The sequence below is a fragment of the Polynucleobacter sp. JS-Safj-400b-B2 genome (assembly GCF_018881975.1).
Classification (GTDB): Bacteria; Pseudomonadota; Gammaproteobacteria; order Burkholderiales; family Burkholderiaceae; genus Polynucleobacter.
The window spans coordinates 183987-205530 of the sequence record NZ_JACVPJ010000003.1 but is presented as its reverse complement, the minus strand read 5'-3'; the positions used below and the strand labels follow the sequence as shown (position 1 = coordinate 205530).

The window sequence follows — 21544 nt, the reverse complement described above, 5'->3', positions numbered from 1 at the left end:
GCAGATGAATTGGACTGACATATTCATCCGTAGACCGGTGCTCTCCCTGGTGGTGAGCGCTCTTGTCTTAGTATTTGGTCTGAAGGCAATTGGTTCTTTGCCGGTAAATCAATATCCGCAAACGCAAAATGCGATTGTGACAATTACTACGGCCTACTATGGCGCCGATCCTGAAACAATTGCAGGCTTTATTACTCAGCCTTTGGAGGCTTCAATAGCTCAGGCACAAGGTATTGATTACCTATCATCCGCCAGCGTGAGCGGGGTTTCGACTATTGTTGCAACATTGAAGTTGAACTATGACTCCAACGCGGCATTAACGCAGATACAGACTCAAATTAGCGCAGTAAAGAATCAGCTGCCACCTCAGGCGCAGCAACCTATTTTGACAGTGCAGGTTGGTCAATCTACTGCTGCTATGTATATGGGTTTTTATAGCGATGAAATTCCTAACAATGCCATTACCGATTATCTATTGCGTGTTGTAAAGCCAAAACTAGACTCAGTAGAGGGGGTTCAGAATGCAGAAATCACTGGCGGTCGAAAGTTTGCCTTACGTGCTTGGCTAGACCGCGAGAAGATGGCTGGTATGGGTGTGGGTGCTGACGACGTCTATAGCGCCATGGCAGCCAATAATTATCTATCGGCAGTTGGCAGCACTAAGGGTGAGATGGTATCGGTTGACCTGGTTGCTGGAACCGATTTGCATACCCTTGAAGAGTTTCGGAAGTTGGTCATTAAAAAAGATGGCGTGAATATTGTTTACCTAGATCAAGTGGCTACAGTCACTTTGGGGTCTGAGGACTACAACACTAACGTTGCTTTCAGCGGCAAGAAGTCGGTTTTTATTGCAATTAAGGTTGCTCCTCAGGCTAACCTATTAGATGTGGCTCAGCGAGTACGAGATGTGGTGCCTGATATTCAGAAACAATTGCCAATTGGCATGACAGGCAAGATTGTTTACGACTCCACCAAATTTATTACCAGCTCTATTGATGAAGTGGTCTCTACTTTATTAGAGGCTTTAGTGATTGTGACTGTGGTGATCTACCTTTTCTTGGGTAGTGCTCGTGCCGTAGCTGTTCCAGTGATTGCAATGCCTCTGTCATTGATTGGCACCTTTTTTCTGATGCAAGTTCTAGGTTATTCAATTAACCTGCTTACCCTCTTGGCTTTGGTATTGGCAATTGGATTGGTGGTTGATGACGCCATCATTGTGGTGGAGAACGTTGACCGTCATATGAAAGAGGGTAAGTCTCCGCTAGAGGCTTCTTTAATCGCTGCCCGCGAATTAGGCGGACCTATTTTGGCAATGACCGTAGTGCTGATTGCGGTGTATATCCCGATTGGCTTTCAGGGTGGATTAACAGGTGCGCTATTTACTGAATTCGCATTTACTTTGGCTAGTGCTGTAGCCGTTTCGGGATTAATTGCCTTAACGCTGTCACCCATGATGTGTTCTCGCATCTTTACCGAAGAGCAAGAGGCCTCACCGTTTGTACAAAAGATTGATCGCATTTTCGATAAAGTACATCACAGCTATCAAACAACTTTGCGTGACCTCTTAAGTACATGGCAAGTCATCATCGTGATGGGTGTCATTCTATTAGGTGGGGTTGCCTATTTGTATGCAACTGCGTGGGGAGAACTAGCGCCAACAGAAGATCAAGGAATCGTTTTGATGCAAGCATCAGGGCCTCCCAATAGTACGGTTAATCAAATGCAGACTTATGCAGATCAAATCTACGCGATTGCTGCCGCAGAACCAGAATACGAACAGGCTTTTCAGATTACGAGTCCAACATCTAGTTTTGGCGGTATCTTGCTTAAAGACTGGGGTGAACGCAATCGCAATGCAACCAAGTTCCAAGAAGATATGCAGCAGAAGTGGAATAGCATTGCAGGCGCACGCGTTGCAGCCTTTCAATTTCCAGCATTACCGGGAGCGCAAGGCTTACCAGTACAGGTAGTCATCAATACCACCGAATCTTATGCGGCTTTAAATGAAGTGTCGCAAGCAGTCCTTGATAAAGCACGCCGCAGTGGCAATTTCTTTTTCGTGGATTCTGATCTCAAGATTGATAAGCCACAAGATGTATTGGAGATTGATCGAGAAAAAGTAGCGGCTTTAGGCATGACTCAGCAACAAGTTGGCGCAGCACTCTCTGCGGCATTAGGTGGTGGTTACGTTAATTACTTCTCAGTAGCTGGACGCTCTTACCGCGTGATTCCACAGGTCAAACAAGTTGATCGTTTGAACCCTGATCAAATCTTGGACTACTATATTCGTACGCCAAGTGGCGCTATGGTTCAGGCACGTACTATCGCAACAATCAAGCAAAGAGTTGTGCCGCAGTCGATTAATCACTTCCAGCAATTAAACTCTGCGACGATCTCGGGTGTGAGCACCCCATTTATTTCGCAGGCCGATTTATTGGAGTTCATGCGCCAGACCTTGAAAGAGGTTGCACCTAATGGCTATAGCATGGACTACGCCGGCCCTTCACGCCAATTTATGGCTGAGTCTGGCGGCTTCTTAGTCACCATGTTCTTTGCGATTCTGATTGTGTTCTTGGTACTTGCGGCACAGTTTGAAAGCTTCCGTGACCCGATTGTAATTTTGGTTTCTGTGCCACTAGCCTTATTTGGCGCCTTGATCTTTATTAATCTGGGGTTCACGACCCTGAACGTTTATACACAGGTTGGGCTGGTCACGCTCATGGGTTTGATTAGTAAGCACGGTATTTTGATTGTGGAGTTTGCTAATGAACTTCAGGAGGCCGGCCGCAGTAAACTCGATGCCATCGTTGAGGCAAGTAGCGTTCGTTTACGCCCTATTTTGATGACGACTGCTGCGATGGTTTTAGGGGTACTTCCTTTGGTGATCGCTTCAGGAGCTGGTGCTGCAGGGCGTAAATCAATGGGTATCGTGATCTTTACAGGCCTATCGATCGGGACATTGTTCACACTCTTTGTGGTGCCGGCAATGTACTTATTTATTGGCGCTGATCACCACGCCAAGAAATTTAAACAACAGTAACGAGTAAAAGAAAAACTATTTAACGATATTGAGTTCTTTTTCAACAATATCGTTAAAGCAGGTTTCTCTTTCTAATCGCTTCATCCAAGCATCAATATTCTTAAGGACTGCACGCTCGCCAGTATGTTGTGGAAAGGTCTGATTTAGAAGAATCCAACGGCTGACACACAGAGCTAGAACAATATCGCCAGCCTGAAATTGATTTCCCGCGCAATAGCTTTTCTTAGATAATGTTTGATCTAGTAATCCCAGTAGTCGATTAGTTTCTTGATATCCCTTGAGAATGGATTCGTATTTACGTTCCTCCTCTGGTGTTCTGGTGAGGCCCAGAAATGCAATCCGTAGCGCTGGCCACATCGTACCCAATTGCCAATCCATCCATTTCTCGGATTCGTACTGAGTTCTGATATCAGTAGTAAAGCGCCCAGCCTGATCATGCTGACGGGCTAAGTAGCGCATGATGGTATTAGATTCCCAAAGCACTACTTCTCCATCTTGTAGCGTCGGCACTAAGCCATTGGGATTGAGTTTTAAAAACTCTGGCGTGTTATTGATTCCAAATTGAAGGCCGGCATCGATACGTTCAAAGTCTTTGCCTTCTTTTAGTCCAAGCTCAGCAAGGCACCACAATACTTTTTGAACGTTAATAGAACTTTTACGACCCCATAAACGCATCATGGCATTTCCTTGTGAGATTAATTCGAATTAGCTAGCTTTAGTTTCCGAGAAATCAAGGCCAATAAATTGGCTGCGCGCAAAAATGAGCGGCTCTCGTTCAGGATGATTTTTTAAGTTAATTACTTTGGCAACAATGATGTTGTGATCGCCGCCAATGTGAACGCAAACAGTTTCACATTCGTAATAAGCAACGCAATGATCAATCTGGGTAAGTCCGCTAGCCGCCAGCTTGTGATCCACCGTCTTAAATTGATCGGTCTTCACTGTGGCAAAGTGCATTGCTAAATTCTCTTGAGAGCGCTCTAGAACGTGAATGAGATGTTTCTTGCCAAGCTCAACCCAAGGCATTAGCCGCGAATGCTTCTTTAGACTCCAGAGAATCAGCGGGGGTTCTAGCGAGACGGTATTAAAGGAGCTAATCGTAATGCCATGAGGATTGTTTTCCTCATCGAGGCAGGTAATGACAGTGACCCCAGTAGCAAATGATGCAAAACCTTTGCGTAGCTCTTGTGAGGTGAATGGAGTCATTAGTCTTTACTTATTTGGCTTCAGCTTTTGCTGTAGCGGTAATTGTTGTGCCAGGAATAGGAATCAAGATTTCGTTTTCTTCAGCTTTTACGCACTTGAAGCGATATTCTTTACCTGCTTTTGATAGAAAGCTGGCTCCCTCATAAAAATCGTCTTTACAGGTCTTGGTGGCGAAATCCATGACATCCTGTGGCGCAGCGCTAGAGGAAATAAGGCGCATATTGCCCATGGACATGTTAATTTGGGTGAAATAACAGCCAGAGAGCAGCAAGCCAGAAATCGTAGTTAATAGTAGAATTTTTTTCATGGAAACCTCCATAATCAGCAATGCTCGTTAGGATAAACCTATTAGGCAATTGTTGCGGGGAAAATACCTCGTTCTAAAAGGAAGAGACATGTTTAAAGCAATATTGGTAAATAAGGATGATCAGGGTTATCGCGCAGAGTTAGCCCAGGTAGATGAGGCCAGCCTCCCAGAGGGCGATGTTCGTGTAAAAGTCCTGTATTCCACGCTCAACTATAAGGATGGCCTTGCCATTACTGGCAAAGGTCCAGTCATTCGAAGCTTTCCAATGGTGCCGGGTATCGATTTTGCTGGTGAAGTGATGGAAAGCTCTAGTCCTGACTTCAAGGCAGGCGATATGGTACTTCTCAATGGCTGGGGAGTGGGTGAAGGGCATTGGGGTGGCTTGGGTCAACAGGCTCGTGTCAAGGCTGATTGGCTGATTCCTCTACCAAAGGGATTTACAGCCAAACAAGCATTGGCCATTGGCACTGCAGGCTATACCGCCATGCTCTGCATCATGGCATTACAAAAGCATGGACTTAAGCCTAGTGATGGCGAGGTCTTGGTGACTGGCGCAGCTGGTGGCGTTGGTAGCTTTGCAATTGCGCTCCTGAGTAAGCTTGGTTTCACAGTGGTTGCCAGCACAGGACGTATGGCTGAGGCGGATTACTTAAAGAAATTGGGTGCAGCCGAAGTCATTGATCGCGCTACTTTATCTGCTCCTGGTAAGCCGTTGGCAAAAGAGCGTTGGGCTGCTGTGGTTGACAGCGTAGGTAGCCATACTTTAGCTAACGCTTGTGCACAGACTAAGAGTGATGGTGCAGTTGCAGCCTGTGGATTAGCTCAGGGCATGGATTTTCCTTCTTCGGTTGCGCCATTTATTTTGCGTGGCGTAACTTTGTATGGCATCAATAGCGTGACTGTGCCACGTGCAAAACGCATTGCTGCCTATGAGCAATTAAGTAAGTTAGTGGATTTGAAAACTTTAGATGAAATCTCACATGAGATTACGCTTGAGGAGTCGATCAAATACGCACAAGAATTAATGGCGGGTAATGTTCGTGGACGTTTGATTGTCGACGTCAATAAATAAAGAAATAAATATTAGTTTTACTGTGATGCTTGGGGTTTTCGACTAGGTAGTTCGGCCAAAACCTCAAGTTTTTCAGGATTCGTTAGTTCTGACCAGTCAGCGATTTCATTCAAGGTACGATAACACCCACGACAGTAACCATTTTCAGGATTCATGTCACACCAATTAATGCAGGGCGATGGAACTGTTGTCAAAGCTAACCTAGAAGTAAAAATAATTAAATAATACGAAGCCATGAACACTCAAAACCATGCAAGTGCAAAAGCTACTGTTCATTATCCATTAGGTGACCTGCTTCCGGAAGTGGGCAGCACAATCGAGGTTGCGCCTGGTGTTCGCTGGATCAGAATGCGCCTGCCTTTTGCTTTGGATCACATTAATCTTTGGCTATTACGCGATGAGATTGATGGTGTTGCGGGGTGGACGATTGTGGACTGTGGTATCGCCAATGATGAGACAAAGGCTTCGTGGGAGCAGGTGTTTGCTACCCAGCTAGAGAGCATGCCAGTCTTGCGTGTCATTGTGACCCACATGCATCCTGACCATGTGGGTTTATCGCAGTGGCTATGCGAGAAGTGGAATGTCCCTATGTGGATTTCTATGACAGATTATTTAACTGCTCAATGGTTAAGTTGCAAAGAGGGTGGTGCTGCAGTTGGTTCACGTGCAGGTAGCGGTGGTTCTGCAGATCATTTTCAAAAACATGGCTTAACAACTCCTGAGGACTTAGAAAAAATTCGGGGGCGTTCAAATTACTACAGCAATATGGTTCCTGGGGTACCACGTCAATATCGTCGCATTATTGATGGCGAATCGATTTCGATTGGTGGTCGTGCTTGGCAATTCATCATGGGCTATGGACATGCGCCTGAACATGCTTCTCTTTTTTGCAAAGAACTAGGAGTGTTGATCTCTGGAGACATGTTGTTGCCACGCATCTCGACGAATGTGAGTGTTTATGACGCTGATCCGGATGCGGATCCTCTGGGATTGTATTTAGAATCTATCGAAAAATATTTAGCGTTACCTGAGGATGCCTTAGTACTTCCATCCCATGGCAAACCATTTACCGGAATCAGGCCGCGTGTTGCGCAACTCAAAGCCCATCATGATGATCGCTTGGCCGATACCTTGAGTGCATGTAAAAAACCGGCACATGCTAGAGAGATTGTGCCGGTTTTATTTAAACGTGAACTAGATATTCATCAACTCACGTTTGCGATGGGCGAGGCTATTGCTCATCTGAATTACCTACTTCGTCGAGGAAAGTTGCATCGCCAACTTTGCGAGGACGGCGTGTTGCGGTTTTCCGCGGTTTAGCGCTAGTCGTTTTAGTCTTAGGCTCTTCTTTGGGGGTGCTTGGTGAGCTGGCTGCTGAACTAGCTGCTGAGACAGCATCGCCAAAGGACTTAAGGGCCATCATGGTGGCGTGCTGAACTTCTAGCCCCTGAATGGTCGACTTGAGGATGTTGAGGTTCAAATTGAGCCAGTTTTCGACACTTTTAAGGTCTTTAATGCGCTTTTCAAGCTCATCCACATCTAAGCCAGGAAAAGCTGAAGCAAAGCCGCCGGCAGCCTTAGAGGCATCTGCCGTAAAGGGGAATTGCCCTGCTTGACCTGCGGCACCTTGTCCCCACATGGTCTTAAACATATCTAGGCTTTGATTGAATTCTGGAATAGTTCCAAACATAAGGGCTCCGAGGTAAATGAAAAGTGGCTTTTCCAATAGAATAAGGGATTCTAGAGATTATCCCCGGTTTAACAATGCAATCTAATGGTTTGTCCCAGCCCTATACCCGCGGTCAAAAGCTTCCTGAGCTATTAAAGCAGCGCATCCTTATTTTGGATGGCGCCATGGGCACCATGATTCAGCAATACAAGTTAACCGAAGCTGACTATCGCGGCTTACCAGGAAATATCCGTTTTGCTGATCACCCTGGGGATATCAAAGGCAACAATGAGCTCTTGGTTTTGACTCAGCCACAAATTATTAGCAAGATTCATGAGCAGTATTTAGATGCTGGCGCGGACATTATTGAAACCAATACTTTTGGCGCAACCTCAGTTGCTCAAGAAGATTACAAAATGGCCGGCTTGGCTCGTGAGATGAATGAGGTCTCCGCCAAATTAGCGCGTGCAGCTTGTGAAAAATACAGCACCCCAGAAAGACCGCGTTTTGCTGCGGGCGCGATCGGGCCTACACCAAAGACGGCAAGTATTTCACCGGATGTTAATGATCCAGGTGCGCGCAATGTAACCTTTGATGCTTTGCGTGCTTCGTATCGTGAGCAGATCGAAGGATTATTTGCTGGTGGCGTGGATTTATTTTTAGTCGAAACTATTTTTGATACCCTCAATGCTAAAGCAGCATTGTTTGCCCTCGATGAATTTTTTGAAGAGACTGGCGAACGCTTGCCTGTGATGATTTCTGGAACAGTGACAGATGCATCTGGTCGTATTTTGTCTGGTCAAACAGTGGAAGCATTCTGGAATAGCTTGCGCCACATTAAGCCCCTCACTTTCGGTTTGAACTGTGCATTAGGTGCCGCACTAATGCGCCCTTATATTGCAGAGCTCGCACGCATCTGCGATGCCGCAGTTTCCTGCTACCCCAATGCAGGCTTGCCTAATCCGATGAGTGATACTGGCTTTGATGAGACGCCTGAAATTACTTCTAGCTTAGTTGATGGTTTTGCTAAAGACGGTTTAGTTAATTTGGTTGGTGGTTGCTGCGGTACTACGCCTGATCACATTCGCGCAATTGCTAACGCTGTTGCCAAACGCAAGCCTCGCGCCTTTTATCGCGAGAATGCAGAGGCTTTGTCATGAGTAAGATAGAGAAAAAAGTAATACCAGCAATGAAGCTTTCAGGGCTTGAGCCATTTAACGTGACTGCCAATGTTGGCTTCGTCAATATAGGCGAGCGAACTAATGTCACAGGATCAAAAGCATTTTCTCGCATGATTTTGAATAATCAATTTGATGAAGCGCTCGTAGTAGCGCGTCAGCAGGTTGAGAATGGTGCACAAGTTATCGACATCAATATGGATGAAGCGATGCTTGATTCAGAGGCGGCGATGACACGCTTCTTGAACTTGATTGCATCCGAGCCCGATATTGCACGCGTTCCAATCATGATCGACTCCTCTAAATGGAGCGTCATTGAAGCGGGTTTGAAATGTATTCAAGGTAAGCCTATTGTTAACTCAATCTCCCTAAAAGAGGGCGAAGAGCCTTTCAGACATCAGGCGCGCCTAATTCGTCGTTATGGTGCCGCATCCGTGGTGATGGCATTTGATGAGGCAGGACAAGCGGATACATTTAAACGTAAGACAGAGATCTGTCAGCGTTGCTATGAGATCTTGGTAAATGAAATTGGCTTTCCTGCTGAAGACATTATTTTTGATCCGAATATTTTTGCAATCGCTACTGGTATTGAAGAGCATGACAACTATGCGGTCGACTTTATTAATGCGACTCGCTGGATTAAAGAAAATCTGCCGGGCGCCAAAGTAAGTGGTGGTGTTTCCAATGTAAGCTTCTCATTCCGCGGCAATGATCGTGTCCGCGAAGCGATTCACACGGTGTTTCTGTATCACGCCATTCAGGCTGGTATGGACATGGGTATTGTGAATGCTGGTCAATTAGGCGTCTATGCCGATTTAGATCCTGAGTTGCGTGAGCGTGTTGAGGACGTTGTTCTCAATCGCTTTAAAGAAAAAGAGGGTAAAACACCAACTGAGCGTTTGCTCGATATTGCCGATCTATTTAAGGGCGGTGGCGCCAAGCAGGTCGAGAACCTAGTGTGGCGAGAAGCTCCAGTGCGTGAGCGCCTAACGCATGCCCTGGTGCATGGTATTACTACTTTTATTGAAGAAGATACTGAAGAGTTGCGCGCTGAAATCATGGGCGCGGGTGGCAGACCAATTGAGGTGATTGAAGGCCCGCTCATGGACGGGATGAACGTCGTTGGCGACTTGTTTGGCGCCGGCAAGATGTTCTTGCCTCAAGTGGTCAAAAGTGCGCGGGTGATGAAGCAGGCGGTTGCTATTTTGATTCCTTACATTGAGGAAGAAAAGCGTCAACATATTGCAGCAGGTGGCGAAGCCAAAGCTAAGGGCAAGATTGTCATGGCCACCGTTAAAGGTGACGTACACGATATCGGTAAAAATATTGTGACCGTGGTGCTGCAATGTAATAACTTTGAAGTAGCTAATATGGGTGTGATGGTTCCTTGTGCGGAGATTCTTAAGCGCGCCAAGGAAGAGAATGCCGATATTGTTGGTTTATCTGGTTTGATTACACCTTCTTTAGAACAGATGACTTACGTTGCACAAGAGATGCAGCGGGATGATTGGTTCCGAGAGCGTCAAATTCCTTTGATGATTGGTGGCGCAACAACCTCACGTGTTCACACTGCCGTGAAGATTGCGCCTCACTATGATGGTCCAGTGGTGTATGTGCCGGATGCATCCCGTTCAGTATCTGTGGCCTCTAGCTTGCTTTCAGATGAAAGCTCCAAGAAATTTATTCAAGATATGCGTGATGACTATGTGCGCATTCGTGAACAGCATGCCAATAAGAAAGCTGCGCCAACCATCTCTTTAGCAGCTGCGCGTAAGAATCGCGAAATGATTGATTGGTCTGCTTATGTTCCCGAGAAGCCAAAGTTTATTGGCCGTCGCATATTTAAAAACTTTGCACTTGGTGATATAGCTAAATATATCGATTGGACACCTTTCTTTCAGACTTGGGACTTGGCAGGTAAGTTCCCAGCAATTTTGGATGATGAAGTGGTTGGTGTTGAGGCGCGTAAAGTGTATGCAGACGCGCAAGCCTTACTCGACAAACTCATTAAGGGACAATGGCTACAAGCCGATGCAGTAGTTGCGTTTTATCCAGCCAATACAGTAGGTGACGATATTGTTCTGTATAGCGATGAAGCACGTCAGCATCCTTTATTTGTATGGCACAACTTGCGTCAACAATCAGAACGTCCTGTAGTGGATGGCGTACGTAGACCCAATCGCTGCTTGGCTGATTACGTTGCGCCAAAAGAGTCTGGCGTTTCTGATTACCTTGGCTGTTTTGCAGTTACTACTGGTCATGGTGTTGAAAAGAAAGTTGCTGAATTTCAGGCGAAACATGATGACTACAGTGCCATTATGTTGAAGGCTTTAGCAGATCGCTTAGCAGAGGCTTTTGCTGAATTAATGCACTATCGCGTTCGTACTGATCTTTGGGGTTACGCAACTGACGAGATTTTGACTAATGATCAGATGATTAATGAGGAATATCGCGGTATTCGTCCAGCACCTGGTTACCCAGCCTGTCCAGCTCATGAGGTCAAAGAAGATTTGTTACGTGTGATTGGCTCTGAAGATATTGGCATGACGCTCACTGAGTCGATGGCCATGAATCCAGCTTCTAGCGTGAGCGGTTTCTATTTGGCGCATCCGGATGCGCGCTACTTTAATGTAGGCAAGCTATCGGATGATCAGGTTGAAGACTTAGCCAAACGCCGCGGTCAAAGTATTGAAGATACCCGTCGCCAGCTAGCGAGCTTGATAGATTAAACGCCCCACATAACGGGTTCGTCTTTCGCTTTAGCCTGCTTCATCAGCTCTAGGAATGGGTAGGCTCGCTGTCCAAGACGATCGGCTAGCTTGGGCTTCTCAGCGCCATTCTCGGCTTCATCATTTGCCTTAGCCCTTTCCTCGAGATCTTTTAGGATGGCGGTTTCCAGTGCGGTAATCAGGGCTGGAAGTTGCTCCACAGTCAGGATGCCGCGAGGTTCTAGAGTACGCCCTAAAATATCAAAAATTCGTTTAGTCAGATCCGCCAGCATGATGACATCTGGACCAGCCTTTGAGCGAAATTGATAGATCATTTCGATAGCTTACCACCTGATAAACTCACTTATCTATGTTGTCTACCAATAAAAATCGTTTAATTGAAATGCTGAGCGCTGCGCTTGCTGGCTTGGCACAGGAGCGTGGCCTAGGAGAGGCGCCTACCCCACGCCTAGAGCGCCCCAAGGCTGTTGATCACGGGGATGTCGCCTGTAACATTGCACTCCAGCTCTCCAAGGCCTGGAAGCTCAATCCACGCGAGCTGGCGCAAGCTCTGGTGGAGCGCTTGCAGCAGCAAGCAGGCTTCAGTCAGCTTATTGCATCCTGTGAAATCGCTGGCCCCGGCTTTATTAATTTTCGCCTCAGTAATGCAGCTAAGACTGCTGTAGTAGAAGAAATACTTTCTGCAGGCCCTCATTTTGGAGAGACTGCCCCAAGCGATGGCTCGCCCACAAGCGCGATGATTGAATTTGTATCGGCTAATCCGACCGGCCCGCTGCACGTTGGTCACGGTAGACAGGCTGCACTAGGTGACGCATTAGCGAATTTACTGGCAACGCAGGGTATTCAGGTGCATCGTGAGTTTTACTATAACGATGCTGGTGTACAAATTGCTAATTTGGCTTTATCTGTTCAAGCCCGCTTAGCGGGATTAAAGCCTGGCGATGCCAAGTGGCCTGAGCAAGCCTATAACGGTGAATATATTGGGGAGATTGCTGCAGCATTTAAAGCATCTCCAGAATTTAAAGATGACATTGAAGCCATTCGTCAATTTGCAGTTGCCTATTTGCGCAATGAACAAGATATTGATTTAAAGACCTTTGGCGTTAAATTCGATTGCTATTACTTAGAGTCTTCTTTGTATACCGATGGTAGCGTTGCACAAATTGTTAGTGATTTACAAAGCATCGGTAAGACCTATGAATCCGAAGGTGCTCTATGGTTGAAGAGTACGGATGATGGTGACGACAAAGACCGCGTCATGCGTAAGTCGGATGGTAGCTTCACCTACTTCGTGCCTGACGTTGCCTACCACACCAGCAAGTGGAAGCGTGGCTTTCAGAAAGTCATTAACGTACAAGGCAGTGATCACCATGGCACGATTGCCCGAGTTCGTTCAGGCTTGCAGGGCGTAGCACAGAAGCGTGGTTGGGATATTCCTAAAATGTATCCAGAATATGTTTTGCATAAGATGGTTACTGTGATGCGTCATGGTGAAGAAGTAAAAATTTCTAAACGTGCTGGTTCATATGTAACCGTGCGTGATTTAGTTGAGTGGTCTGGTGGTGTTACTTCAGAGATGACTGCCGAAGAAAGAGAGTTTGCTTTGCAGCGCGGGCGTGATGCTGTGCGATTTTTCTTGATCTCACGTAAAGCAGATACTGAGTTTGTTTTTGATATTGACTTGGCTTTGCAGCAAAACGATGAGAACCCAGTGTTCTATGTTCAATATGCGCATGCGCGTATTAGCTCAATTCTGCAGCAGTGGGGTGGTCAAGCATCGGAATTGGCTAAAGCAGACCTATCGCTTCTCCAAAGTAAGGCATCCGATCATCTGTTGCGTCGCTTAGCAGAATATCCAGAGGTGCTTACGGCTGCCGCTGAAGAATTGGCGCCGCATGCATTGGCTTTTTATCTGCGTGATTTAGCGGGCGATTTCCATACCTTCTATAACGCAGATCGCGTATTAGTTGACGATCAACATTTGAAGCAAGCACGCCTTGCATTGCTGTTGGCAACACGCCAGGTTCTGCAAAATGGCTTAAAAGTACTCGGGGTATCAGCGCCTTTTAAGATGTAATAGCTAGGCATGAAGTGAAGATGTAATATGAGGAAATGATGAAAACACCGAATCAGCAAAATTCCCAATACGGCGGCACTATCCTCGGCTTTATTTTGGGTTTAGGTGCGGGCCTCGGCATCGCCTTTGTTATCGCCTTTTATCTTTCCAAAAATACCCCGCAAGAAAGACCGGGGATGCGTGCCCCTAGTTTGCCGTTGACTATTAAGCCCTCTGCTACGCCTGCTGAGGGTGAAGTAACTGCACCAGCTGAACCGGTTGATCTTAATAAACCGCTTCAGGGTAAATTACCTGCACCTGCTTCAGCAGACCCAATTGGTGATTTAGTTAATGGCAAGAAAACTGCCGATAAGCCAACAGATGTATCCCCTGCAGCCAAATCAGACGCTATCTATTTCTTGCAAGTGGGTGCATTTACAAAGCGCGCTGATGCGGATGCCCAAAAAGCCAATTTGGCTATCCAGGGAATACAGGCTCAGTTAAGTGAAGTTACCAGCGATGGCAATACCCTTTGGCGGGTTCGTGTAGGTCCATATAACAGTGTTGATGAGAGCAACTCAGTGCGTGATAAATTGAGTGGTATAGGAATTAAACCAACTTTGATTAAATCCAGTAAATCATGATTTCATTAAGCAAAAGATTCATTACATTATTTGCACTTCTTTCATTAAGTGGCTTTGCTAGTGCTCAAGGTCAAAAAATTGAAGAAGGTTTTGATTACCGTATTTTGCCAATTGCACAACCGGTAGAAACTAAAGGAAAAGTAGAGGTTATTGAATTCTTTTGGTATGGCTGCCCTCATTGCTACGACTTTGAGCCTGAGCTCAGCGCCTGGGTAAAACGTCAACCTAAAGATGTCGTCTTCAAAAGAGTTCCAGTAGCCTTCCGCGATGACTTCCTGCCACACAGCCAGATGTATTACGCGCTTGAGTCCATGGGTAAGGCTGATGCTCTGAACGAAAAGGTGATGTATGCAATGCATAAAGAAAATAAGCGCTTTCTAACGGAGTCGGAAATCGCTGATTGGGTTGCATCCCAAGGCATTGATCGCAATACCTTTTTGGCAAGTTATCGTTCTTTTGCAGTTGTTTCTAAAGCACGTGCTGCTAAGCAATTGACAGAAGCTTATCGCATAGATGGGGTACCGACAATTGTGATGCAAGGCAAATACGTAACATCACCATCTATCGCTGGATCTAAAGCTAAAGCAATCGCTGTAATGGATTACTTGGAAGAGAAAATTCGTAAAGATAAGTACAAGCAATAAATTCATCCGAAGCTATTGCTATAGCGCCGCTCAAATTTTGACGAAGCGGCGCACAATCCAAAAGTAAATTGGGTAAGGCAAGATTCTGAGGAACTTTAAGAATCTTGAGAATCGCTTAGGGAAGTGAATATCAAATTCTCCCTTCTGAATACCCATTAATATCTCATCAGCTGCTTGTTCTGCGCTAATAAGAGCTGGCATTTCAAAATCATTTTGAGCGGTAGCCTCAGTGGCCACAAATCCTGGAGAGATCATATGTACGCAAACTCCTGTGGGGAGTAAGTCGTAATATAAATTCTCACAAAAATTGATGATGGCAGCCTTGCTTGGGCCATATGCCAAGGCTTTTGGAAGGCCGCTGTAACCTGCCACGCTTCCAACAATGGCGATGTGCCCTGAGCGAGCCTTCAACATCTCTGGCATCACTAATGCAACCGCTCTCATGGGTCCCAAAAGATTTGCATCAATCGTTTTTTCTGCAACCTTGATATCGAAATTATCTGCGCGAAGAGGCACATACATGCCTGATACAAAAAGAAGAAGATCGATTCCACCCCAGGCGCTCAAAATAGTTTTGTAGCCATCTTGGAGTTGTTCATCAGCAGTAACGTCCAGTGGAATAACTAAAGTCTGCCCACTATCTCCATTCAGGGCAATTTGATTTAATCGTTCAGCTCTTCGGCTAGAAAGTGCTACCTTTGCACCTTTGTTTAAGAGTGCCTTTGCACAAGCCTCACCTATACCACTAGAGGCACCAATGACCCAGACTCTTTTTCCTGAGAAGTGTTCGATACCTTGTTGTTTCATGCGCTCAGCGCATCAGAGGATGCTTGTGAAGGTTGATGGCTAAGGGTAAATTGCACTACATCGATATTGCGCTCTGTAAAGCCGGCAGCACAATACATGAGATAGAAGTTCCAAAGGCGAATAAAGGCTTCATCGAATCCTAATTGACGTACCTCTTGGAGTTTTTGATTAAAGCTATCTCTCCAGAGACAAAGTGTCTTTGCATAATCAGGGCCAAAGGCAAATTCTTGTTCGATTCTTAATCCTGCTTTGGCTGCACTTGCCTTAAAGCTCGCTTTAGAGGGCAACATGCCCCCAGGAAAGACGTACTGTTGAATGAAGTCGGTATTGCGACGATAGCGATCAAATAGATCTTCTGCAATCACGATCGTTTGAATGCAGGCTTTACCCCCTGCTTTTAAACAATGGGCAATAGTTTCAAAATATTCTGGCCAATATTTCTCGCCAACTGCTTCAAACATTTCAACAGAAGCAATACCATCAAATTTTTCCTGGCAATCGCGGTAGTCCTGTAATCGCACCTCAAAAGAGGGTGGGTTAGAAGTCTCTGCTTGAACCGCTAATAGACGCTTTTCTGCAAATGCTTTTTGTTCTGTAGAGAGTGTTAGACCAGTAATCGCCCTATCATTTCTGAGGGACTCTTCCATCACTCCACCCCAGCCACAGCCGATTTCTAAAACATGATCTCCCGGCTTTGTCTGAAGTGATTCGAGAATACGTCTAATCTTTGCGCGTTGCGCATCCATTAAGGATTGCTTATCGCCCTCTGAAAACCAAGCGCTAGAGTAGCTCATAGTGGGATCAAGCCAGAGGGTATAGAACGCATTTCCTAAATCGTAATGCGCATGAATGTTCTTGCGACTTCCTGCTTTACTGTTATCCCGTAGCCAATGCTTTAGGCGATAAAAGATAGAGCCGTACCAATTGCCATAGATGGCTTTTTCTAAAATAGTTCGATTGCGTATTGCAAGCTCAAGCAATACTTTGAGGTCGGGAGTATTCCACTTTCCTTGGATATAGCTTTCAGCAAAACCAATATCACCATGCGACATGATCTCTTTAAATACTGACCACTCCAGGATGTGGATTTCAGCATGCAATTGATCACTTTGAATACCAAACTCGCGCTTTTCTCCAGTGGGAAGAGTGAGTTTTAAATGACCACTGCTTAGCTTTGTCAGGAGGGTCAGAAGCGCCTTGGCCTTAATTTGGTGTTGCGGCATAGTTCTATCCCGCCTTTGTGGGCGAGAAAAATTGAGTTTGGAGAGAAGGGATTGTCCGGGGCGGTTCATCTGCTAACTTCAAGTTCAGGTGGTTTAGGCTTTGAGTGAAAGGGTACACCTTTTACCCATAACTTCAATGCTTGCCAATGTATGCGGAAAATCACCCCTAAACTCATTAGAGGGTAGCGAATGAGCGCCAGCATGACATTGGCCTGGCTTAGTGGGCGGCTAGTGCCGCTAATACTAGTATTGATAAGGGGCAGCCCATCTTCGTGTAACTCTATGCGGCAGACGCTGTTATTGCCGCTAGTACTATCTTGTGGGAATAAGAAGCGGAAATGATAGTCACCACTTACATCGCAAAATGGTGAAACGTGAAATACCTTTTTACTAGTGAGTGTTTCACCAGAACGAAGCGCCTCCCCAGAATCTTTGTAAAGCAAATAACAATGGCGTTCACCAAAGGTATTGTTAACCTCTGCTAACACGGCCTGTACTTTGCCATTAGCCCGTGTACAGAGCCAAAAGCTCACTGGATTAAAAACATAGCCCAACACCCTGGGAAAAGTTTGTAGCCAAATCTCGCCATCAATATGCTGGACATGATTTTCGGCAAGAATCTTTTCGATCCAGGCAAGGCTATTGGACTCACCCAGACCATGATCCTTGTCAAAAAATGCGCAAAGACCCCAACGGTTATCGCTTAAGCCCAAGTGACTAAGTAAATTTGGATTGGCATTACGAGTACGCATGGGGATAGAGACAGTAAAGACTCCATAACCAAAAGCATTCTTAGCCGGTCGCAAGCGCTGGTGCTTTACAACTCCAAAGTTAATCTTTGCCTGCACCATTAACTAAACATCTTGTTTGGTTTTAATGGGTTGACGAACGCTTTCAATCAAAGCTTCAGCAACTAGCTCACCAGAACGCAAGCCATCTTCATGAAATCCAAATCCAGTCCAGGCACCGCAATACCAAACTGACGATGATCCCTGAATTAATGGCAGCTCTTTCTGAGCCTGTATCGCACTCATATCAAAGACTGGATGGGAATAATGAATTTCTTGGTGCACCAGTTTTGGATCCGGCTCTTCCGAAGGATTCAGACTAACAATAATTTGGGTATCTTGAAGATGGCTTGGTAAGAGCTGTAAGCGGTTTATTAAGTAATTAACGCTGACATGTTGTTTTACATTGGGCCTATCACCTGATTTGGCCGTGTAGTTCCATGCGGCCCAACAACGTTTAGCTTCGGGCAAGAAGCGAATATCGGTATGCAAAATTGCACGATTCTTTTGATATGGGATGGCTGCCAAAATATTTCTGGCTTGCTGGTTAATACCGTGAACTAAATCTAGCGTTTGGTCGCTGTGACAAGCCATGATAACTTCGTCAAAGTAGGCTAAACCAGACTGACTAACGACTTCAACTTGTTCGCCGTTGTGATTTGTATTTACGCGCAGGGCAGACTCACGCTTAATCGCTATTTGATGTTTTGTTAGGGCCGCAACAATTCTTTTTACATACTCTCTTGATCCGCCCTGAATAGTTAACCATTGGGGACGATTTTGGATTTGTAAAAGACCATGGTTATGGCAAAAGCGCACCATGGTTTGAATAGGAAACTCTAGCATCTGCTCCACTGAGCAGGACCAGATAGCGCCAATCATCGGTAGAAAATAATTCTCTTTAAAGCTTTGGCTAAAGCGATGGCGCTTTAAAAAATCCGCAATTTTTTCATCAGGCTCTTTGTATTGATGGCCGGCATCAATTTGTTCGTGCGCTAATTGAGTGGCTAAGCGATTAAAGCGCAAGATATCGTAAGCCATTCTCCAGAAGGAGGGAGACAGGAGATTGGATCTTTGCCCAAAAAAAGAATTAATGTCATTGCCAGCCCATTCAATTTTTTTGTTGAATCCAGATTTTCCAGAGGCATCAATGGAGACAGAAAAAGACATTTCTGATGGGGCTATTGGCGCCTGAATTTCTTCTAATAGTCGAACGAGGCGAGGATAAGTCTTGCGGTTAAAGACCAGGAATCCAGTATCGACACCATGGGCAAGCTCTTTGCCATCTACGGAGTAATTGAAATCTACTGTATTGCTGTGACCACCTATATGATCGCCGGCTTCATATAATGTAATTTCAAATTCAGGATGTTGTCTTAAGGCATATGCGCAGCCTAATCCAGAGATGCCTGCACCAATAATGGCAATTCTTTTTTTACTCACTGCGCTTTTTCTCCTAAAAGCTTTTCAATTGGGCCGGTAATGCTGCTGCTACTCGGTTTAGTCATGCTGCCAAAGGAATCAATCACATTGCCATTGCGATCAATTAGGTATTTATAAAAATTCCATTTTGGAGTTGTGCCTGTTTTAGCAATCAACATTTTAAATAAGGAATTAGGGTTGTTACCTGAAACAACGCTTTTAGCAAACATTGGAAATTTCACGTCGTAAGTATTTTTGCAGAAATCGGCAATTTCTTTATTGCTACCAGGCTCTTGTTGTCCAAAGTCGTTGGAGGGGAATCCTAAAACTACAAACCCCTGATCTTTGTATTTCGCATATAGCTTCTCAAGACCTTCATATTGACTGGTAAAGCCGCAAAAACTCGCTGTATTCACAACCAGAATGACTTTGCCTTGATATTGGCAAAGATTTTGCGGCACCTCGTCCTGAAGACGAGGAAAGGTATGGGAGAGCAAAGGGCTGCAAGTGGGCGCAGCATGAGCAAGCTGAAGTCCCGATAGAAGGATAACTAAGCCAAAGAGGAAATTCATCAGATAACGGTGCATATTGCGCCTTTTTATTTCACTAAGTAGAGGCCAAGTCTAAGACATTCTGGCCAATATCGCTCGCCTTGCAAGATTGCCATTAATATTGAGTCATGAGCCATTTGCCACTACCCTCCTTCGAAACTAAAGTCTGCCCACCAGAGCAACTTGCTGATCGTTTGGCGGTCCTTCCAAGGCCCCTAGTATTTACCAACGGTGTTTTTGATATCTTGCATCGTGGCCATGCCAGTTATTTGGCTCAGGCACGTGCTTTGGGCGCTAGCTTGGTAGTCGGCGTTAATTCAGATGCTTCGGTCAAGATGTTGGGTAAAGGCGATGACAGGCCCATTAATTCTGAGGCTGATCGCCAGGCTTTGTTAGCTGCGCTTGAAAGCGTGGATATGGCAGTGTTGTTTACCGAACAAACGCCGGTGAATTTAATTGAAAAAATTCGACCCGATATTTACGTCAAAGGCGGCGATTACGAAATTGATACCTTGGCTGAAACCCATCTGGTAAAAAGTTGGGGAGGCAAGGCAGTTGCAATACCGTTCCTATATGAGCGTTCAACTACAAGCCTATTGGGCAAGATTCGCTCTTAAAGATTTTGTAGTAACCACGCCCAAATACCACGTAGCACCAATCCTTCAGTTGTCTCCAGTAGCTGCTTGGCAGTTAAATGCGTTTGCGAGATTTCCTTTGCCAAGATTTTGGCATTCCCGCCGTCAATCCAAATTTTTTCAACTGGGATATTCATTTCTTTTGCATGCTGCATGCTGTAAAGAATTGCACCAATTTGCGCTGCATCACAGCCTCCAATGATTGCATCATTAGTGCAGGTGCCAAAACCATGCTGTTCTGAACGTGTAGCCAAATCTAGCTGTGCAGTATTGTTTGCTAAGCTAGTTTGCATTAATTCAAGACCAGGCAAAATCCAGCCGCCGTAATGTACGCCATTAGAACCAAGTAAATCGATTGTTGTAGCAGTCCCAGCATTCACAATTAAAGTATTTTTATTTGACAGGGCACGTGCGCCTATCAGCGCAGCCCAGCGATCAGCACCTAGCTTGCCCGGGTCTTGATACAAGCTGCGCATCCCTGCGTAAGGGCTATCCCCTTTTAATTGCTTCCATTCAACCTCGCTCCACTGCGGGAACAGCGATTTGAGATTCGCAATCGCTTCTGGCCCAGCCACACAACAAAACCCTATAGCTGCAGGCTTTGGTAGTGTTTTGGCAATATAGTCAGACAACTCTGCTCGATGTTCTGCAGACTGTAAAGACTTACTGCTGATCGACCCAGAGTAAGCCCATAATTTTTTTTGTTGAGCACTTGGATTCTGAGTGGACTCCACTGCAGCCCATTTGAGACGCGTATTACCAACATCGAAAAATAAATAAAGGCTCATGATTGAATCCTAAGTGAAACATCACCTGCATGAATGGCAATGGTTTTGTTATCTTGCTGCAATAGTAATGCCCCTGTTTCATCCACGCCATTTGCAATACCGTAAATGGGATCTTTACCGGTACCAGAAATACAAACAGTTTGATTGCGATAGGCATCCCATTTCATCCAACGTTCTTTGCATGATTTGAATCCATGAAGATCAAATTCGGCAAGATCGTGTTCAAGTGAAGTCAGTAATTTAAGCCAGAGATATTCTGAATCAGGAGGTGATTTGATAAGTTGAGAAAGCGAGCCTACTTTGAGTCCCGTTTCTAGATTTGCTTCAATCATTTCTGTATTGCGCAAGTTCAAGCCAACTCCAATAATCATCCAAGTGGGCTCACCTGCTTTTGTTTGACCACCCTCAATGAGGATGCCGCCAAGTTTGTTTTGATTCAGCAATAAATCGTTAGGCCATTTCAACTGAAGACCTGCGGCTTGAAGTTCTGCTTCGCTAAGGTTGCAAGCCTGCGCAATACCAGCAATAACCGCTAAGCCAACTAATAGACTAAGTCCACTAAGTTCAGCGACGGTACTTTTAAATGGAAATGCTAAGGAAAAGCAGAGAGAGTCCTCTGGATTGGCTAGCCATGACCGGCCTGCTCGGCCTTTGCCTGCAGTTTGCTTATGGGCAATGCGGGCAACGGGATCAATAAGCTCTCCTGCACGCCAGCGCGCCAAAAGATCATCATTGGTTGATTTGGTCTCAGCAACGCGCTCTAGGATGCAATTTGCAGTCATTCC

At 45.5% G+C, this 21544-nt stretch carries 22 protein-coding genes; 9 read left to right on the top strand and 13 right to left on the bottom strand.

The window, feature by feature from the left end; translation table 11 throughout:
* The first annotated feature begins 4 nt into the window (after positions 1-4).
* The gene (locus ICN48_RS04850) at positions 5-3040 is read left to right on the top strand and encodes an efflux RND transporter permease subunit (protein WP_216152580.1); all 3036 of its coding nucleotides are present in this window, start codon (positions 5-7) and stop codon (positions 3038-3040) included.
* Between the two features lie 15 nt (positions 3041-3055).
* Here the strand turns inward: ICN48_RS04850 and ICN48_RS04845 are convergent, their stop codons facing one another.
* The 3 genes from ICN48_RS04845 to ICN48_RS04835 are packed head-to-tail and all read right to left on the bottom strand — an operon-like array spanning position 3056 to position 4553.
* On the bottom strand, positions 3056-3718 hold the full coding sequence (locus tag ICN48_RS04845) for a glutathione S-transferase family protein (RefSeq protein ID WP_216152579.1): 663 nt from the start codon (positions 3716-3718) through the stop codon (positions 3056-3058).
* Between the two features lie 27 nt (positions 3719-3745).
* Positions 3746-4246 (bottom strand): flavin reductase family protein, encoded by a 501-nt coding sequence (locus ICN48_RS04840; RefSeq protein ID WP_216152578.1) that lies wholly within the window; start codon positions 4244-4246, stop codon positions 3746-3748.
* A gap of 10 nt (positions 4247-4256) precedes the next feature.
* Entirely contained in the window at positions 4257-4553 is a 297-nt protein-coding gene (locus tag ICN48_RS04835) for a hypothetical protein (protein ID WP_216152577.1), read from the bottom strand.
* A gap of 88 nt (positions 4554-4641) precedes the next feature.
* On the opposite strand from ICN48_RS04835, the gene ICN48_RS04830 reads away from it, so the two are divergent.
* Positions 4642-5625, top strand: a complete 984-nt coding sequence (locus ICN48_RS04830) for an MDR family oxidoreductase (protein WP_216152576.1) — start codon at positions 4642-4644, stop codon at positions 5623-5625.
* Positions 5626-5642: 17 nt separating this feature from the next.
* On the opposite strand, the gene ICN48_RS04825 is transcribed toward ICN48_RS04830, so the two are convergent.
* Positions 5643-5861, bottom strand: coding sequence for a DUF1289 domain-containing protein (locus ICN48_RS04825; RefSeq protein ID WP_255539469.1), 219 nt, complete (start codon positions 5859-5861; stop codon positions 5643-5645).
* Here ICN48_RS04825 and ICN48_RS04820 point away from each other — a divergent pair.
* A complete protein-coding gene (locus ICN48_RS04820; RefSeq protein ID WP_216152575.1) occupies positions 5860-6945 on the top strand; it encodes an MBL fold metallo-hydrolase in 1086 nt (361 codons plus the stop codon). The two genes, ICN48_RS04825 and ICN48_RS04820, sit on opposite strands and share 2 nt — an antisense overlap.
* Here ICN48_RS04820 and ICN48_RS04815 read toward each other — a convergent pair.
* On the bottom strand, positions 6857-7315 hold the full coding sequence (locus tag ICN48_RS04815) for a PhaM family polyhydroxyalkanoate granule multifunctional regulatory protein (protein WP_216152574.1): 459 nt from the start codon (positions 7313-7315) through the stop codon (positions 6857-6859). The genes ICN48_RS04820 and ICN48_RS04815 overlap by 89 nt on opposite strands.
* 74 nt (positions 7316-7389) lie before the next feature.
* Here ICN48_RS04815 and ICN48_RS04810 point away from each other — a divergent pair, with 74 nt between their 5' ends.
* Positions 7390-8454, top strand: coding sequence for a homocysteine S-methyltransferase family protein (locus tag ICN48_RS04810; protein ID WP_216152573.1), 1065 nt, complete (start codon positions 7390-7392; stop codon positions 8452-8454).
* On the top strand, positions 8451-11201 hold the full coding sequence (gene metH, locus ICN48_RS04805) for a methionine synthase (RefSeq protein WP_216152572.1): 2751 nt from the start codon (positions 8451-8453) through the stop codon (positions 11199-11201). Before ICN48_RS04810 ends, metH begins: the two co-directional genes overlap by 4 nt.
* On the opposite strand, the gene ICN48_RS04800 is transcribed toward metH, so the two are convergent.
* Complete coding sequence (locus ICN48_RS04800) at positions 11198-11515, bottom strand: DUF1840 domain-containing protein (protein WP_216152571.1); 318 nt, start codon at positions 11513-11515, stop codon at positions 11198-11200. The two genes, metH and ICN48_RS04800, sit on opposite strands and share 4 nt — an antisense overlap.
* 35 nt (positions 11516-11550) lie before the next feature.
* Here ICN48_RS04800 and argS point away from each other — a divergent pair, with 35 nt between their 5' ends.
* Genes argS through ICN48_RS04785 form a run of 3 tightly spaced genes read left to right on the top strand, consistent with a single transcriptional unit; the run spans position 11551 to position 14545 of the window.
* The gene (gene argS, locus ICN48_RS04795; RefSeq protein WP_216152570.1) at positions 11551-13278 is read left to right on the top strand and encodes an arginine--tRNA ligase; all 1728 of its coding nucleotides are present in this window, start codon (positions 11551-11553) and stop codon (positions 13276-13278) included.
* Between the two features lie 35 nt (positions 13279-13313).
* On the top strand, positions 13314-13901 hold the full coding sequence (locus tag ICN48_RS04790; RefSeq protein WP_216152569.1) for an SPOR domain-containing protein: 588 nt from the start codon (positions 13314-13316) through the stop codon (positions 13899-13901).
* On the top strand, positions 13898-14545 hold the full coding sequence (locus ICN48_RS04785; protein ID WP_216152568.1) for a thiol:disulfide interchange protein DsbA/DsbL: 648 nt from the start codon (positions 13898-13900) through the stop codon (positions 14543-14545). The genes ICN48_RS04790 and ICN48_RS04785 overlap by 4 nt, the downstream gene beginning before the upstream one ends.
* A 30-nt stretch (positions 14546-14575) precedes the next feature.
* Here the strand turns inward: ICN48_RS04785 and ICN48_RS04780 are convergent, their stop codons facing one another.
* The 5 genes from ICN48_RS04780 to ICN48_RS04760 all read right to left on the bottom strand — a co-directional run bounded on the left by ICN48_RS04780 (position 14576) and on the right by ICN48_RS04760 (position 19357).
* Positions 14576-15352 carry an SDR family oxidoreductase gene (locus ICN48_RS04780; protein WP_216152567.1) on the bottom strand — a complete coding sequence of 259 codons (777 nt, stop codon included), beginning with the start codon at positions 15350-15352 and terminating at the stop codon, positions 14576-14578.
* Complete coding sequence (locus ICN48_RS04775) at positions 15349-16575, bottom strand: cyclopropane-fatty-acyl-phospholipid synthase family protein (protein WP_255539468.1); 1227 nt, start codon at positions 16573-16575, stop codon at positions 15349-15351. Before ICN48_RS04775 ends, ICN48_RS04780 begins: the two co-directional genes overlap by 4 nt.
* A 65-nt stretch (positions 16576-16640) precedes the next feature.
* Positions 16641-17426, bottom strand: a complete 786-nt coding sequence (locus tag ICN48_RS04770; RefSeq protein WP_216152565.1) for a DUF1365 domain-containing protein — start codon at positions 17424-17426, stop codon at positions 16641-16643.
* Between the two features lie 3 nt (positions 17427-17429).
* Positions 17430-18806, bottom strand: a complete 1377-nt coding sequence (locus ICN48_RS04765; RefSeq protein ID WP_216152564.1) for an FAD-dependent oxidoreductase — start codon at positions 18804-18806, stop codon at positions 17430-17432.
* Positions 18803-19357, bottom strand: a complete 555-nt coding sequence (locus ICN48_RS04760) for a glutathione peroxidase (protein ID WP_216152686.1) — start codon at positions 19355-19357, stop codon at positions 18803-18805. The genes ICN48_RS04765 and ICN48_RS04760 overlap by 4 nt, the downstream gene beginning before the upstream one ends.
* A 107-nt stretch (positions 19358-19464) precedes the next feature.
* On the opposite strand from ICN48_RS04760, the gene rfaE2 reads away from it, so the two are divergent.
* A complete protein-coding gene (gene rfaE2, locus ICN48_RS04755) occupies positions 19465-19953 on the top strand; it encodes a D-glycero-beta-D-manno-heptose 1-phosphate adenylyltransferase (RefSeq protein ID WP_216152563.1) in 489 nt (162 codons plus the stop codon).
* Here rfaE2 and ICN48_RS04750 read toward each other — a convergent pair.
* Positions 19950-20759 (bottom strand): type III pantothenate kinase, encoded by an 810-nt coding sequence (locus ICN48_RS04750; RefSeq protein ID WP_216152562.1) that lies wholly within the window; start codon positions 20757-20759, stop codon positions 19950-19952. The genes rfaE2 and ICN48_RS04750 overlap by 4 nt on opposite strands.
* Positions 20756-21541, bottom strand: coding sequence for a biotin--[acetyl-CoA-carboxylase] ligase (locus ICN48_RS04745; protein ID WP_216152561.1), 786 nt, complete (start codon positions 21539-21541; stop codon positions 20756-20758). Before ICN48_RS04745 ends, ICN48_RS04750 begins: the two co-directional genes overlap by 4 nt.
* Positions 21542-21544: the final 3 nt, after the last annotated feature.

Bases quoted from the DNA above. Each gene is read 5' to 3' on its own strand.
- ICN48_RS04770 (WP_216152565.1), bottom strand. From the start codon at position 17,426: ATGGTGCAGGCAAAGATTAACTTTGGAGTTGTAAAGCACCAGCGCTTG.
- ICN48_RS04815 (WP_216152574.1), bottom strand. From the start codon at position 7,315: ATGTTTGGAACTATTCCAGAATTCAATCAAAGCCTAGATATGTTTAAG.
- ICN48_RS04790 (WP_216152569.1), top strand. From the start codon at position 13,314: ATGATGAAAACACCGAATCAGCAAAATTCCCAATACGGCGGCACTATC.
- ICN48_RS04850 (WP_216152580.1), top strand. From the start codon at position 5: ATGAATTGGACTGACATATTCATCCGTAGACCGGTGCTCTCCCTGGTG.
- ICN48_RS04800 (WP_216152571.1), bottom strand. From the start codon at position 11,515: ATGATCTATCAATTTCGCTCAAAGGCTGGTCCAGATGTCATCATGCTG.
- ICN48_RS04835 (WP_216152577.1), bottom strand. From the start codon at position 4,553: ATGAAAAAAATTCTACTATTAACTACGATTTCTGGCTTGCTGCTCTCT.
- ICN48_RS04780 (WP_216152567.1), bottom strand. From the start codon at position 15,352: ATGAAACAACAAGGTATCGAACACTTCTCAGGAAAAAGAGTCTGGGTC.
- ICN48_RS04820 (WP_216152575.1), top strand. From the start codon at position 5,860: ATGAACACTCAAAACCATGCAAGTGCAAAAGCTACTGTTCATTATCCA.
- ICN48_RS04810 (WP_216152573.1), top strand. From the start codon at position 7,390: ATGCAATCTAATGGTTTGTCCCAGCCCTATACCCGCGGTCAAAAGCTT.
- metH (WP_216152572.1), top strand. From the start codon at position 8,451: ATGAGTAAGATAGAGAAAAAAGTAATACCAGCAATGAAGCTTTCAGGG.
- ICN48_RS04785 (WP_216152568.1), top strand. From the start codon at position 13,898: ATGATTTCATTAAGCAAAAGATTCATTACATTATTTGCACTTCTTTCA.
- argS (WP_216152570.1), top strand. From the start codon at position 11,551: ATGTTGTCTACCAATAAAAATCGTTTAATTGAAATGCTGAGCGCTGCG.
- ICN48_RS04745 (WP_216152561.1), bottom strand. From the start codon at position 21,541: ATGACTGCAAATTGCATCCTAGAGCGCGTTGCTGAGACCAAATCAACC.
- rfaE2 (WP_216152563.1), top strand. From the start codon at position 19,465: ATGAGCCATTTGCCACTACCCTCCTTCGAAACTAAAGTCTGCCCACCA.
- ICN48_RS04830 (WP_216152576.1), top strand. From the start codon at position 4,642: ATGTTTAAAGCAATATTGGTAAATAAGGATGATCAGGGTTATCGCGCA.
- ICN48_RS04760 (WP_216152686.1), bottom strand. From the start codon at position 19,357: ATGAATTTCCTCTTTGGCTTAGTTATCCTTCTATCGGGACTTCAGCTT.
- ICN48_RS04825 (WP_255539469.1), bottom strand. From the start codon at position 5,861: ATGGCTTCGTATTATTTAATTATTTTTACTTCTAGGTTAGCTTTGACA.
- ICN48_RS04775 (WP_255539468.1), bottom strand. From the start codon at position 16,575: ATGCCGCAACACCAAATTAAGGCCAAGGCGCTTCTGACCCTCCTGACA.
- ICN48_RS04845 (WP_216152579.1), bottom strand. From the start codon at position 3,718: ATGATGCGTTTATGGGGTCGTAAAAGTTCTATTAACGTTCAAAAAGTA.
- ICN48_RS04750 (WP_216152562.1), bottom strand. From the start codon at position 20,759: ATGAGCCTTTATTTATTTTTCGATGTTGGTAATACGCGTCTCAAATGG.
- ICN48_RS04840 (WP_216152578.1), bottom strand. From the start codon at position 4,246: ATGACTCCATTCACCTCACAAGAGCTACGCAAAGGTTTTGCATCATTT.